7 protein-coding genes are annotated in these 13,741 nt (G+C 69.4%); 3 read left to right on the top strand and 4 right to left on the bottom strand.

The genetic code is table 11. From position 1 onward, the window contains the following. Position 1: 1 nt before the first annotated feature. A complete protein-coding gene (locus EYF70_RS25320; protein WP_131147859.1) occupies positions 2 to 3,223 on the top strand; it encodes an AMP-binding protein in 3,222 nt (1,073 codons plus the stop codon). Positions 3,224 to 3,455: 232 nt separating this feature from the next. Continuing rightward, positions 3,456 to 4,265 (top strand): histidinol-phosphatase, encoded by an 810-nt coding sequence (gene hisN, locus EYF70_RS25315; RefSeq protein WP_131147858.1) that lies wholly within the window; start codon positions 3,456 to 3,458, stop codon positions 4,263 to 4,265. Between the two features lie 193 nt (positions 4,266 to 4,458). Here the strand turns inward: hisN and EYF70_RS25310 are convergent, their stop codons facing one another. Continuing rightward, positions 4,459 to 5,448, bottom strand: a complete 990-nt coding sequence (locus EYF70_RS25310) for an alpha/beta fold hydrolase (protein WP_131147857.1) — start codon at positions 5,446 to 5,448, stop codon at positions 4,459 to 4,461. A gap of 108 nt (positions 5,449 to 5,556) precedes the next feature. On the opposite strand from EYF70_RS25310, the gene EYF70_RS25305 reads away from it, so the two are divergent. Continuing rightward, positions 5,557 to 5,991: an Rrf2 family transcriptional regulator gene (locus tag EYF70_RS25305; protein ID WP_131147856.1), complete on the top strand. Its 435-nt coding sequence runs from the start codon at positions 5,557 to 5,559 to the stop codon at positions 5,989 to 5,991. 441 nt (positions 5,992 to 6,432) lie between these two features. On the opposite strand, the gene EYF70_RS25300 is transcribed toward EYF70_RS25305, so the two are convergent. The 3 genes from EYF70_RS25300 to EYF70_RS25290 all read right to left on the bottom strand — a co-directional run bounded on the left by EYF70_RS25300 (position 6,433) and on the right by EYF70_RS25290 (position 13,692). After that, positions 6,433 to 6,678, bottom strand: a complete 246-nt coding sequence (locus EYF70_RS25300) for a hypothetical protein (RefSeq protein WP_131147855.1) — start codon at positions 6,676 to 6,678, stop codon at positions 6,433 to 6,435. Between the two features lie 322 nt (positions 6,679 to 7,000). Further along, on the bottom strand, positions 7,001 to 11,254 hold the full coding sequence (locus EYF70_RS25295; protein WP_131147854.1) for an ATP-binding cassette domain-containing protein: 4,254 nt from the start codon (positions 11,252 to 11,254) through the stop codon (positions 7,001 to 7,003). Between the two features lie 83 nt (positions 11,255 to 11,337). Next, positions 11,338 to 13,692 (bottom strand): putative bifunctional diguanylate cyclase/phosphodiesterase, encoded by a 2,355-nt coding sequence (locus EYF70_RS25290; protein WP_229420550.1) that lies wholly within the window; start codon positions 13,690 to 13,692, stop codon positions 11,338 to 11,340. Positions 13,693 to 13,741: the final 49 nt, after the last annotated feature.

The following is a 13,741-nucleotide window of genomic DNA, read 5'->3' as shown; positions in this document are numbered from 1 at the left end:
GATGGTGCTCGTCGACCAGTTGCGCCTGCACGCGGCCCGGCATCCCGGCCGGGTGGCGCTGACGTTCCTGGACGACGGTGCTACCCGGACGCTGACATTCGGCGCGCTGCTGCAGGATGCCGAGCGGATCGCCGCGCGCCTGCGGACCGACCTGCCGTTCGCCCGGCGCGCGCTGCTGCTGCACCGGCCCGGCCCGGCGTTCCTGGCGGCCCTGTGCGGCTGCTGGATCGCCGGCGTGACGCCGGTGCCGACTTATCCGCCCGGCTACCGGCCCGGATCGCGGGCGGCGGACCGCTTCGCGCGGCTGGCCGCCGATGCCGATCCGCAGGCGGTCCTCATCGACAGCGCAGGGCTGGCGCGGGCCTGGCAAGCGGGTGCCGGCGCCTTGCCGGGCGTCGGCTGGCTGGCCACCGATGCCGATGGGCCGGTCCTCGGCGCCGGCCCGGACGCCGGCTGGGAACAGGCGGCCGGCGTGGAGGACGCGCTGGCGCTGATCCAGTACACCTCGGGGTCCACCGGCACGCCGCGCGGCGTGCGCCTGTCGCATGCCAACCTGGCAGCGAACCTGGCGGCGATCATGCAACGCTTTCGCAGCACGCCGGACCAGGTCATCGTCAGCTGGCTGCCGCCGTACCACGACATGGGCCTGGTCGGCGGCCTGCTGCCGGTACTCGCTTTCGGCAATCCGCTGGTGCAGATGGCGCCCGCGTCGTTCGTGGCGCAGCCGCTGCGCTGGCTCCGCGCGATCGCGGCGCAGGGTGGTGCAAACGAGGGTGCGCATGGTGGAGTGCATGGCGGTGTCATCTCGGGCGGGCCGAACTTCGCGTTCGAACTGTGCGTGCGCAAGCTGGCCGCCGCCGATGTCGAAGGCCTCGACCTGTCGGGCTGGCGCGTGGCGTTCTGCGGCGCCGAAACGGTGCGCCCGGAAACGCTGCGGCGCTTCGCGGCGCTGCTGGCGCCCACCGGCTTCGACCCGGAAGCGCTGTTGCCGTGCTATGGCCTGGCCGAGGCGACGCTGCTGGCCAGCGGCTGGTTCGGCTTGCGCACCCACCTGGTCGACGGTGTCGAGCGCACCTTGTGCGGCCCGCCGGCCGATGGTGTGGCGCTGGCGATCGTCGATGGCGCGGGCCGGCCACTGGCGGATGGCACGCCTGGCGAGATCTGGATCGCCGGCGCGGGCGTGTCGGCCGGCTGCTGGCGCAAGGATGCGGTCGATGCCGCGCAGTTCGGCCAGCGGCTGGAAGGCGATCCGCGCCACTGGCTGCGCAGCGGCGATCTCGGCTACCTTCACGACGGCGAACTGGTGGTGACGGGCCGGCTGAAGGACCTGATCATCCTGCGCGGCCGCAACGTGTATCCGGCCGACGCGGAAGACGCGGCCGCGCGCAGCCACCCGGCGCTGGACCCCGCGGGGATTGCCGCCTTCGGCATCGATGACACCGATGGCGCGGATGGCGAACAACTGGTGCTGGCCTGCGAGCTGCGCCGCGACAGCCGGCACACCGACCCGGTGCAGGTGGAGCGCGCCGTGCAGGCGGCGCTGGCCGACATGCTGGCCTTGCGCGCCGCGCACGTGGTGCTGCTGCGGCCGGGCGCGCTGCCACGCACGACCAGCGGCAAGATCAGCCGATCGGCCGCACGCGATGCCTGGCTGGCAGGTACGCTGGCCGTGATCGCCCGCCCGGCGGTAGCGGCTGCGGAAGGCCTGCAGGAGATTATGCATGAAGCGCCGCTGCTGGCCATCGCCGCGCGCCTGGCCGGCGTGCCGGCCGGCCAGGTCGATGCCGGCTGGACGCTGGGCGAGCTGGGCATCGATTCGCTGGCATCGGTGGAACTGCTGCTGGCGCTCGAACACGAGCTGGGCGCCACCGTGCCGGCCGGGTGCCTGGCGCCGGATCTGTCGCTGGGGCAGTTGCAGGCACTGCTGGCGCCCGCGGGGCCGGGTGCCGCTGGCGACTTGCCGGCGCGCCTGCCACCGAGCCCGCAGCAGCTGGCCTTCCTCGATGCGGGCGTGCGCGATCCCGATGCCTTCATGGAAATCGTCCACCTGCGCGTACCCGCCGCCGTCGACCGCGCCGCGCTGGAGGGGGCGCTGGCCTGGCTGGCACACCGGCATCCGGCGCTTCGCCTGCGCTTCGTGCGTGGGCCGGCGGGATGGGAAGCGGTGACGGATGGCGGGCCATTCACCCTGGAACGCCTGGGCGCCGAACAGGCAGGGGAGGACGCTGCCGCCTGGCGCCAGGCGCTGCTGGCGCGTATCAGGGCCGCCATCGGCATCGCGCATGGCGCGCTGGCCCATGCCGTGTGGCTGGACCGCGGGCCGCTGCACAACGGCATGCTGGTGCTGGCACTGCATCACCTGGTGGTGGACGCGGCGTCGATCGCCATCCTCGTCACCGGCTTGCAGCAAACCTACACGCGGATTCTGGCGGGCGAGCCGCTGCCGGCCGGACGCGATGGCTATGCGCAGTGGCTGCTGGCGCAGGCCGCGCCCGGCGGCGCTCCTTCGGCGGCGGAGCTGGATTACTGGCGCGCGGCCTGCGGCCCCTCCGCGCCTCGCCAGCCGGACCAGGCAGCGTACCTCGAACCGGCCATGCAGCTCCGCCTGGACCCCGAGGCGAACCGGCTGTTCCTGGCGCGCTACCCCGATAGCGCGGCGCGGCGCGATGCCTTGCTGGCCGCGTTCGCGCACGCGTGGGTGGCGGAGCAGGGCGGCACGGCGGGCCGCGATCACGCGCTGGTGCGGCTGGAACACCATGGCCGCGACAGCCGCCTGGCGCTGCCGGCGGCCAGTGCCGTCGGCTGGATGGTCAGCTATTACCCGGTGCGCATCGACGCTGCTGGTGGTCCGCCTGCGGCGCAGGTGGACGCGGTGCGCCGCACGCACGCGGCAGTACCCGATGGCGGCGCCGGCTACGCCGCAGCCCGGCGCATGCTGGCGCTGCGCGAGCCTGAACTGGCGTTCAGCTACCGGGGCGCCGTCGACGAAGGCTTCCGGCGCGGTGGCCTGTTCCCCGTGCTCGGCGTGGAACATCCCGGCGTGCAGACGTGGGTAAAGGCCTGCGCACGCAACGGCACCTTGCCGGTGCTCGATGCGCAGGCCAGCCTGGTGGGCGGCATGCTGGTGTGCCAGTTCGCGCACCAGCCATCACGCATCGCCGCGTCCACTGTCCGGGCCATCGCGGCGCGGATGGAAGCTTTCCTGCTGGCGCTGCTCGATTGAGTGGCTGGCAAAAGCTTCTTGTTGCGGGAGAAATGGGCGGTACACTGACCGGCCGCTATCGCCAGAAGCAGACCTCGGTAACATTGAGTTTCAGAGCAAAACCGCAAAAGGATCAGATGATAACGATGAAGGACGTACGATCTACGCCTTGTGTAGGCCGAGGGCAGTCCGATTGTCGCCGACGGCAGAAAGACTCTGACGAAGCGGCACGGCAAATGGAAGGGGCGCGGCCATGAACGTCTTGCTTGATGGAGCGCAAATGGGCGCGTTGCTTGCCTTCGCGGAAGAACTTGCGGATGCCGCCGGCGCCGCGATCCTGCCACACTTCCGTGCGGAGATCATCGTCGAGGACAAATCTGCAGGTCGTGCCGTGTTCGACCCTGTCACCGTGGCCGATCGCGCCGCCGAACGTGCGATGCGCGACCTGATCGCCGCGCGCTATCCCGACCATGGCATTGTCGGCGAAGAAGAGGGAATCGTTACTGGTAGCAGCCCAATGCGATGGGTGCTCGACCCGATTGATGGCACGCGTGCCTTCGTGACCGGGCTGCCGATCTGGGGCACGCTGATCGCGCTGAACGATGGCCACCGCCCGGTGCTCGGCGTGATCGACCAGCCTTTCACCCGCGAACGCTTCGTCGGCACGCCATCTAGTGCATGGTGTAACGACAGACCAATCCGCACACGCCGCTGCACCGACCTGGGAGATGCACGCGTGATGTTGACCGTGCCTGCAGCTGGTGCAAAAGTGGCCGACCACGCAGTATTCGATGCAATCGCCAAAAGCGCCCAGATCGTACGCTTCGGCGGCGACTGCTATGCCTACGGCTTGCTGGCGCACGGGCTGGTTGACCTGGTGCTCGAAGCGCACCTCGACATCCATGACGTGCAAGCCCTGATTCCGGTGGTCGAAGGTGCGGGTGGTGTGATCACAACCTGGGAAGGTGGCGACCCACAGAATGGCGGCTCGGTCATCGCCTGCGGCGACCCGGCGCTGCACCGCCAGCTGCTATCCTTGATCGCAGGCTTGCGCGCCGCCTGACCGTCCGTGAATGCTGGAAGACATGGCGCGGCATCTCCCCGAACTCTTTTCTTCCGCGACATCCCTGTCTTCCTCCACAGCCTGGATCGAAAGCCGACGATGAAATACGCCGCTTTCGGCAAGAACAACATTCCGATGTCAGAAGTTATGAAAGGATTTGGTGTTCAACACTTCGAGGGAAGTGCGGACCCGATCAGATGCGTGTACTGTCATCCAACGTCGGCATAAAAGACAGGATCAATGAATTGACGGAATCGGCGCGCTCCTGCTGTATCCAATGTCCCCCACCGTCGATGGTAACGCAGCGGCTCAGGCGTGGAGCAAGCTTGGACATGCCAGCGATGATGTGTTCCATTCCGGGGATCGACAGTCCGACATCGCGTGAGCCGATGGCGAACAGCGCCGGCACTTCGACGTGCATGCCCTCAAGACTGGCTTGCAACTCCCAGTTGCGATCCAGGTTGCGATAGTAGTTAAGTCCACCGCGGAATCCCGTACGCGCGAAGGCAGCGGCGCATGAGTTAAAGTCGGCACTAGACAGCCATGCGGGTAACCCGACTGGCTCGGGGAGGTCTCGCAGCATCCCATGTTCGGGCACGACCATCCCGAAAGGAGTGGGTGTACCGTCTCCCGGCTGGCGCGGCCCTGCCTCGCCAGATGCCGCATGATAGATCCTGCGTAGCGTGGTCGACACATCGCGTTCGAGTTCACGCTCGGCTAACTCTGGTTCCTGGAAGTACAGGGTGTAGAACAGTGCCTCTTTCGTGCGCGGGAAAAGCTTTGTCGGAGGCATGGGCGCACGGGCCATCAAAGGGACGCCGAACGCGGCAACACCACGTACGCGGTCTGGGCGCATGAGTGCCATTTGCCATGCAATCGATGCCCCCCAGTCGTTGCCCACGATGACAGTGCGTTCGATCGAGAGCGCATCCATCAGGCCGATCAAGTCCCCCACGACGTGAAACACAGTGTACGCATCGACCGCTTCTGGACAAGAAGACTCCCCATAACCGCGCAGGTCTGGAGCAATGGCGCGATAACCGGCCGCAGCAAGCACGGGGATTTGCTTGTGCCATGATTGCGAGGTTTCTGGAAATCCATGGCACAGCAGTATTGCCGGGCCTTGACCAGCCTCGAGATACGACAACGTGACGCCATTCACATCCACCGACTTGCGCTGCATGACATTCTCCTGGGTTCGAATGCGTAACATCATATGTTGCGCATTCCGGCCGGTCAAGTGGCGTAACATGTCGTGTTACAAATTCGAGTAGAACTATGCGAGGTAGGAATGAGACACGACGGCAGGCTGTCGCGCATGCTTCATGTGCTGATCCATATGGACAAACGTGGCGGTAAGACTACGTCCGAGACGATCGCTCTCATGCTTGGGACCAACCCGGTCGTCGTTCGTCGCACCATGGCGCCGTTGAAGCATGCCGGACTCGTGACCTCCGATGGCGGTGTTGGCGGCGGCTGGTCGCTTGCTCGTGCAATCCACGGCGTCACAGTGCGTGACGTCTACAAGGCGCTCGGCTCGCCTGCTGCCTTAGCGATCAACGTAGCGGTCGACCACAAGACTTGTCCGGTTGAGCAAGCCGTTGTTGCCAGGCTGGGCGCCGTATTCCAGCGAACAGAGGAGTTCATGCTCGAACGAATGGGAGAGGTAACGCTCGGAGCGCTGGCCGAGCATGTCAGCGGGACTGACCAGCCAGACTTTACGTAGCCGGATGGGCATGTCTGCTTCAGGGCGCCAGCTGACTGTCCATACAGTCGACGAAAATTCCTGAACGGCAACCTCTTAAGTCGACGTTTCCTGCCCAGCTCGGGCAGAAGCAGACCATCGCAACAATGCGCTGGCACACTGCCATGTTCGCGAGGTATCGACGGTGATGGAGCTCGGTTGGATACCTTGTGCCTTACGAATCAGGGGTTCCCGAACGAAGTGGCGGCGGCAGCCATGCACCATGCGTTCGAGATCCGGGGCGAACCAACAGTTCGGGCGCTCATCGCTTTCAACGCATCATCGCTGCACGTCGCCAGGCGCCTTGGCCTGGCTTATGAAGAAGCCTGGGTACACGGCAAAGCGGTCGGCCTGTGTACGCGTGAGCGTGGAGGCCCGGCTGTTTAGCCCGGGGCTGCAGGGGAAGCCATTTGCCATGTCCGCTCAGGGCGATTTCTGCACGGTGCCCTGGTCGTACTGGTCGTCATCTGTCTCGCTGGGAGGCATCGTGTTCTGTTGGCTGGATTGCTGGCCGGACTGCTGGCTGCCCTGGCTTGCGGCCGATCCCCCAGTGGCGCCGATATCGCCGGTGCTTCCGGTGCCAACGCCGCCGGCACTGCCCGTCGTCCCATCACGCGTGCTCTCGTGATTACGTGCCTTGCTGTCCTTGCTTTCGCTTTGCATCGACATGCTGTCCTCCGTTGTCATGAAATTTGGTTCAAGAGTAGCCTGGGACCAGCCGCGCACGAATAGTCCTGGAGCGGCTGCAGATGTAGGACCCGATCCACATTCCGCTTGCGGGCGCTTCAATGCCTGCCGTCCACGTGCAGCTCAGGGAAGTTTCAGAGTCGACAGCAAAGCCGCCCGGTGGCCCTGGTCACTGTCGGACTAGCCAGCTCTGCTTGCTCCTCGGGGCCACCCGGCGCCTTCCCGCGCACACATCGCTACCATGCAGGTGTCGCTTACCAGTTACCCAACCCGCAACACGACAACCCGAAATGTAGGCAGCCACTCAAACCAGCGCCGCAGCGGCCAGCAGCACGATCGTGGCACCCGCCATCACGCCCCTGCGCAACGGATGCGCCAGCAGCAGCGGCGCGGTGACGGGGCCGGTGCCCTGGTAGCGTTCCAGTGCCACGGCCCGGAATAGGCCGCGCCGCACGGTACCCTGCGGTTGCGACGGCGCCGGGACATCCAGCGGTTGAGGAGAAGCTTCCACATCGTCCCGCTGCTCCTGCCCCGCATGTGCGAGCAGGGCCGCACGCACCGCCGGGTCATCCGGCGCGCCGCTGCACACGATGCGGCCGGCTGCCATCACCGCCACCTGGTCGGCGCAGGCAAGAGCGCTGGCACGGTGCGACACGAGAAGGCAGGTGATGCCCAGTGCCCGCACGTTGGCGAGCACGCGCTGCTGCAGCGCGTCCGGCAGGGCGCTGGTCGCTTCGTCCAGCACCAGCACCCGGGGCCGGCGCAGCAGGCAGCGCGCGATCAGCAGCCGCTGGACCTGGCCGGTCGACAGGTTGGCGGCATCGACGATGGTCTGCAAGCCCATCGGCATGCGGGCCACGTCGTCCGCCAGTTCGGCCGCGCGCAGTGCCGCTTGCACCTCCGCCAGCGGCCAGTCGCCGTTGCCGGCCAGTTGCCAGCGCAGGGGGCCGGCGATCTCCAGTGTTTCATCCTGCGCGACGATGCCGAGCGTGCTCCGTAGCCGTGCCAGCGCGGCGCCATCGGCCGGCCCGCCATCGCATTCGATGACGCCTCCGGCCAGCGGCAGGAAGCCGGGCAGGGCGCGCAGCAGCGTGGACTTGCCGCTGCCGGACGGGCCGGCCAGTGCCGTGATGCGGCCGGCCGGCAGGTCGAGCGTGACCCCGTCGAGGGCGGGCCGCCCGCTGCCGGGGTAGGTGTAGCGGGCGTCGCGGATGGCGAGTGCCGGCGCGGCGCTGAACGGTTCACCCGCTGCCGGCGGCGCCACCGGGGCGCAGCTCAGCAGGGCCATCGCGCGGCGTTCCGGCAGCGTGTCCAGCCAGCGGCCGGCAAAGGCGCCCAGCCGGCCCGCTTCGTGCAGCGCACGTTCGAACAGCAGGACCAGCGCCAGTGCCGGTACTACGCCGGGTGACATCGCGGGCAAGTACGCTGATAACAGCGCCGGCAACAGCGCCAGCGCGGCCAGCGGCCAGGCGTCGCGCCAGGCCACGGCCGCCTGGTCCGCGCGGCGCAGGGACGCGGGCGCGCGCCATGGCAGCGCGAGCCAGTGCGCCAGCGCGGCTTGGACGCGGCCGGCGGCCCGCAGCGTGGTGGCGTGGGCCAGCACCGTGAACAGGAAGCGGTGGCGCCGCCGTTCGACATGGGCGTGCCGCAGGCGGCACCGGGCTTGCGCAGCGGTGGCTTGCCATGCCAGCGGCAGCCATGCCGCCAGCGGGGCGCCCAGCCACAGCCACCACAGGCTCGGCGCCAGCATGCACAGCCCCGCCACGCAGGCAGCCAGCGTGGCCGCGCGCAGCGGCAGGGCGATGCCGCCGGCGCGGTCCTGCAGCATCAGCACCAGGCGGGCGCCTGCTTGCGCGCCTTCGTGGAGCAAAGTGGAGCCATGGCGCTGCAGCGCGGCCGGGGCAAGCGCGTAAAGCCGGGCGTGCAGGCGGGCGGCAACGGCGGCAGCGGCGTGTTCGGTGATGCGGCCGATTCGGGTGTCCGCCTGCCAGGACCACAGCAGCGCCGCGGCCAGCAGCGACAGGGCCGCCGGCAACGAGAACGGCGCCGCCGCCAGCACGCAGGCCAGCAGCACGCCGTAAATGCCGGGAGCTGCCGCGCTGCGCAGCCATGCGGGCACGGAGGGTGAATGCGGCATCGGCGCCCAGGCCGCCACATCGAACGTGGCTGCCGGCTGGCTGGCCAGCGGCCTGCGCCCGTTTGCGTCGATGACGGTGAAGCGCCCCGGCTGGCCGGCATGAGGCAGCAGCACGGCCGGCGCACCATCGCCGCGCCGGAACACCAGCAACGGCCCCGGGTCCATGCGCCACCAGCAGGCCACGGTCATTCGTACCGGCCGCAGTGCCAAACCGTGCGCCCGTGCCGCGGCATCCACGACCTGGCCGCGGCTGCGGGCAGCGGCGGGGCCGGCCAGCGGCGCCATCGATCCATCGCGCGACGGCGGCCCGGCGTGGCGGCACAGTGCCCGCAGGCAGGCATGCAACATGGCGGCGTCAGGGACCGGCGGCGGTACTTCCGGCAGTTCGGCGGCCAGGTCGGGGATGCCGGCGGCGCCGCACGCGGCAGGTGGCTGGCCACCGATCCGCCCATGCTCGAGGTGGAGCACGCGGTCGCAGGCTCGCAGCGTGCCGATGCGGTGGCTGACGACGATCACCGTGCAGCCGCGCCGGCGCAGGTTCGCCAGCAGCGCCCGTTCCAGGACCGGATCCAGGCCGTCCGTTACTTCGTCGAGGATCACGCAGCGCGGCGCGGCGGCCAGTGCCCGGGCGATCGCCAGCCGCTGGCGCTGGCCGCCGCTGAAGCCGGCGCCATCGGCCCCCATGCGGGCATCGAGGCCGCCGCGCGCGGCGATCACGTCGTCCACGCAGGCATCGCGCAGCGCCTGCCACAGCGCGTCGTCAGAAAGAGGGGCGGCAGGCTGCCACAGGCGCAGGTTGTCGCGCACGCTGCCGGTGTGGAAGAACGGCTGCTTGTCGAGCCACGCGATGGTGCCCGGCGCCAGTTGCGCCACGTCGTGCCCACCCAGCGTGACGGTTCCCGACCATGGCGTTGCAAGGCCGCACAGCAGTTTCGCCAGCGTCGACTTGCCGCCGCCGGCAGCTCCGGCGATGCCGAGCAGTTCGCCCGGCGCCACGGTGAGCGACACGCCGTGCAGCACCGGCTCGCGGGTGCGCGCGTAGCCGAAGACGAGATCGTGCGCGGACAGCGGCCCATCCGGCGCAGGGCGCGGGGCCGCTGGTTGTCCGCTTGGGTGGCCGGGCTCGTGCCGCACATCGTCCAGCAATTGCAGCTGGCCGCGCAGCTGGTACAGCACTGCCGGCAGCCGCGCCAGCGCGGGCAGGAGCCGCGCCGGCGCCAGCGCCAGCAGCAGGAATGCCACCGCCTGCACGGCATCCATGCCGGCCAGCACCGGCAGCAGCGCGATCAGCAGCGCCGCGGCTTGTGCGGGCAGGTACAGGCGCCGCAGCGCGGGCGCCGCCTGCTGCGCCTGGCGGGCCGCATCGGCATGCGCGCCGGCACTGGCCTGCAACCTCTCGGCAGCCTGGTCCAGCGTGGCGGCTTGTTCCAGGTCGTCTTTCGCGCCGGGCGGCGTTGCAGATCCTCCGGCCAGCCAGGGTTGCAGTGTCCAGCGGGCGGCGTGTACTTGCCAGGTCATGGCGCCGGCGGCCAGCGCGAGGATGCCGGCGGCACCCAGTGCCGGCAGCGGCGCCAGCACGGCCAGGGCCGCCAGCAGCAGCGCGGCATCGGCGGCTTCGGCCAGCGGCAGGGCGATGTCGCGGCGCAGTGTAGCCGCCATCGTGGCCGGCAGCGCGGCCAGCCGGTGCAGCGCGGCGGGTACCCGGTAGTCGAAGAATGCCTGCGGCTGGCGGGTCAGGTGATCGCACAGGCGCTGGCGCAGCGCCGTGCCGAGGTGTCGTTCGCCGCGGTCCAGCAGTTGCTCCAGCAGCCAGCGGGCGGCGGCGCGCCCTGCCAGTGCCGCGCCAGCCAGGACTACCAGGACGGCGGGATCACGAGCAGCCGGTATCGCGGCCGCGAGCAGGACCGGTGCGGCGGACAGCGCGAGCACCGCGGCCGCGATACCGGGCAGCGTGCCCTTGCCGGCGTCGGCCAGCAGGGTGCGCAGGCGTGGCCACAGCGCGCGCGCCGCGCCAGCGGGCTGGAAGTCCGGTCCCGGCGCCAGCGCGATGGCGATGCCCGTGAAGCGTTCGTCGAATTCCTCGCGCGCCAGCCATGTCTGGCCGCGCGCCGGATCGTTGATGCGCACGCGCCGTTCGGTGATTTCCTCGACGACGGCGAAGTGGATGAAGTCGAGGTGGACGATCAGCGGCAGGCCGAGGGCCGCCAGCGTCTCGGGCTCCTTGCGCAGCACGCGGGCGGACAGGCCGTAGTGGCGGGCGGCGCGGGCGATGTCGCCGGCATGCAGGCAATGGCGCGAAATGCCGGTGAGCTCGCGCAGTTCGGCCAGCGTGGCATGGCGGCCGAAGTGCGCCAGCATGATCGCCAGCACGGCGATGCAGCATTCCGTTTCCTGTGCCTGCAGTATCAGTGGAGTGCGCATCGTGGGGTGCCGCGGGGGGCGTGTGCCGATAAAAAGCGGCCATGATGCCACAGCGCGGCGCGCTCACGCGGCGGCGGCAGATGTCAGGCGGGCGATCCCGCGGACGAGGAGGCGGGCGAAACGACGGTGGAAGAACCGGCCGGCGCAGCGGCGGCGCGCGGCTCGCGTTCCAGCAGGGCCAGCATGTCCGGCAGCGGCATCGGCCGCGCGAACAGGTAGCCCTGCATGCCGGGCGCGCCGTGCGCGGCCAGGAATGCCGCCTGGTCGTGCGTTTCCACGCCTTCGGCCACCACGCGCAAGCCCAGGTGCGCCGCCATTGCCAGGATCGACTGCACGATCGCGGTGCCATTCGCATCGCCCGGGGTATCGTTGATGAAGCTGCGGTCGATCTTCAGTTCATACAGCGGCATGCGCCGCAGGTATCCCAGGTTCGAGTAGCCGGTGCCGAAGTCGTCGATCGAGAAGCGGATGCCCATGCGCGCCAGTTCGTGCATGCGGGCGATGGTGTCGTCCAGGTTCTCGATCAGCAGCCCTTCGGTGACTTCGAAGATCAGCTGCGAAGCCGGCGCACCCGTCTCGTGCAGGATGGCGCGCACCTGCGCCACGAAATCGGGCTCGCGGAATTGCGATGGGCTCACGTTGACCGACAGTGGCAGCGCATGCCCGGCGGCGGACAGCCGCAGCCAGGCGTGGCAGGCTTCGCGCAGCGCCCAGTAGCCCAGCTTGACGATCAGGCCGCTGGCCTCGGCGGCGGGAATGAACACATCCGGCGGCACCGACGTGCCGTCGGCACGGCGCCACCGCATCAGCAGTTCGGCGCCGACCGGCCGCTCGTCGCGGTCGACCTGCAATTGCACGTGCATCTGCAATTCGCTGTTGGCCAGCGCCTGGCCAAGGTCGCGCTCGATCGTCAGCCGGCGTTCCACTTCGGCGCGCATGGTGTCCTCGAACAGCGCCACGCCGTCGCGGCCGCCGGCCTTGGCGCGGTACATCGCGATATCGGCTTCGCGCAGCAGGTCGTCCACGCTCTGGCCGGCGCGCGGCAGCAGGGTGACGCCGATGCTGGCGGTCGACTGGTAAGCCTGGCCGCCGATGTCGAACGGCTGGCCGAGCACGGCGCGGATGCGCGCGGCCATCGCCAGCGCGCCGGCCGCGGCGCCGCCATCGCACGTGTCGAGGCCGGCCAGCAGCATCACGAATTCATCGCCACCGAGGCGGGCCACGGTGTCGGCGGGGCCGGCCAGTTGCGACAGTCGCTGCGCGGCGGCATGGAGCAGCAGGTCGCCGGTGGCATGGCCGCGCGCGTCGTTGATATTCTTGAAATGATCGAGGTCGATGAACATCACGGCCGCGTGGGGCGCGGCGCAGCCGGCATCGAGCTGCTCCTGCAGGCGGTCCATCAGCAGGCGCCGGTTCGGCAGGCCGGTCAGTACATCGTAGAACGCCAGCCGGTGGATCGCGTCGGCGGCCTTGCGCCGCTCGGTGACATCGCGGCCGACCAGCACCCAGTGCGTGTTGACGCCATCCTCGTCGGCGAACGGCACCATTTCCATCTCGACCCAGTACGGTTCGCCGCTGGCCGTGTAGTTGAGGATTTCCGCCGCGACCGGCTCGGCGCGTGTCATTGCCTGCACCACGCGTGCAACTTCCGCGCGGTCGGTCTCCGGACCGTGCAGCATGCGCATGCTGCGGCCGAGCATGTCGTCGCGGGTATAGCCGGTCCTGCGCAGCAGCGCGTCGTTGACGAACACGATCGGCTGCTCCGCGCCGGGTTGCGGCACGGCCCGGGCAATGATCACCATTTCATTCAGGTTGGCCACGGCGGCCGATGTCAGCCGCAGCTCCGCGTTCACTGCCTGCAGCCGGCTGCGTCCATCCTCCAGCGTGCCGGTGAACGTGCGCAGGTCGCCCAGCGACCGCGCCAGGCGTTGCAGCAACACGCTGCAGGTGAGCGTCAGCAGCAGGCCGATGCAGAAGTAGTTGAGCAGGACGACCAGCGTCGATGCCAGCGCCTGGTGCGGGAGGTCCGACACGTACAGGCGCGCATGGCCCGTCAGCGCCAGCGTGCCGACCGTCGCGCCGGACAGCGCGAGCGCCGCCAGCGCGGGCCAGGTACCGAGCAGCACCGCCGCCAGCACCGGCGGCGCCAGCAGGTAGACCTGGCTGATCGGCCCCACGGTCAGCATCAGCGCCACACCGAGGAGGTACAGCATCGCCAGGAAGTTATAGACGCGCACGTGGTACGGCAGGTTGCGGGCGCGCCAGAGCCCCAGCAGCCAGGCCAGCGCGAGGGTATCGACGAGCGCGATGCCCCAGCGCCCGTGGTAGGCCGTGACCGCGATGCTCGGCAGTGCCATCACCACGCCCAGCACGGCGACGACGGAAAGCAGCAGGGTAAAGATCTGGATGCGCCAGTGCGCGATGTCGTTGAATGCCACGATGCTGCCAGGATGAGGTTGCCTATAGGAAATAGGATAACGCGCGCGG

Origin of the sequence: Pseudoduganella albidiflava, assembly GCF_004322755.1 — a bacterium.
Classification (GTDB): domain Bacteria; phylum Pseudomonadota; class Gammaproteobacteria; order Burkholderiales; family Burkholderiaceae_D; genus Rugamonas; species Rugamonas albidiflava.
The sequence above is the reverse complement of the archived record's forward strand: the minus strand, read 5'-3'. Positions and strand labels throughout refer to the sequence as shown.

Excerpts from the sequence above, each read along its gene's own strand:
- EYF70_RS25320 (WP_131147859.1), top strand. The coding sequence starts at position 2 with ATGGTGCTCGTCGACCAGTTGCGCCTGCACGCGGCCCGGCATCCCGGC.
- hisN (WP_131147858.1), top strand. The coding sequence starts at position 3,456 with ATGAACGTCTTGCTTGATGGAGCGCAAATGGGCGCGTTGCTTGCCTTC.
- EYF70_RS25310 (WP_131147857.1), bottom strand. The coding sequence starts at position 5,448 with ATGCAGCGCAAGTCGGTGGATGTGAATGGCGTCACGTTGTCGTATCTC.
- EYF70_RS25305 (WP_131147856.1), top strand. The coding sequence starts at position 5,557 with ATGAGACACGACGGCAGGCTGTCGCGCATGCTTCATGTGCTGATCCAT.
- EYF70_RS25300 (WP_131147855.1), bottom strand. The coding sequence starts at position 6,678 with ATGTCGATGCAAAGCGAAAGCAAGGACAGCAAGGCACGTAATCACGAG.
- EYF70_RS25295 (WP_131147854.1), bottom strand. The coding sequence starts at position 11,254 with ATGCGCACTCCACTGATACTGCAGGCACAGGAAACGGAATGCTGCATC.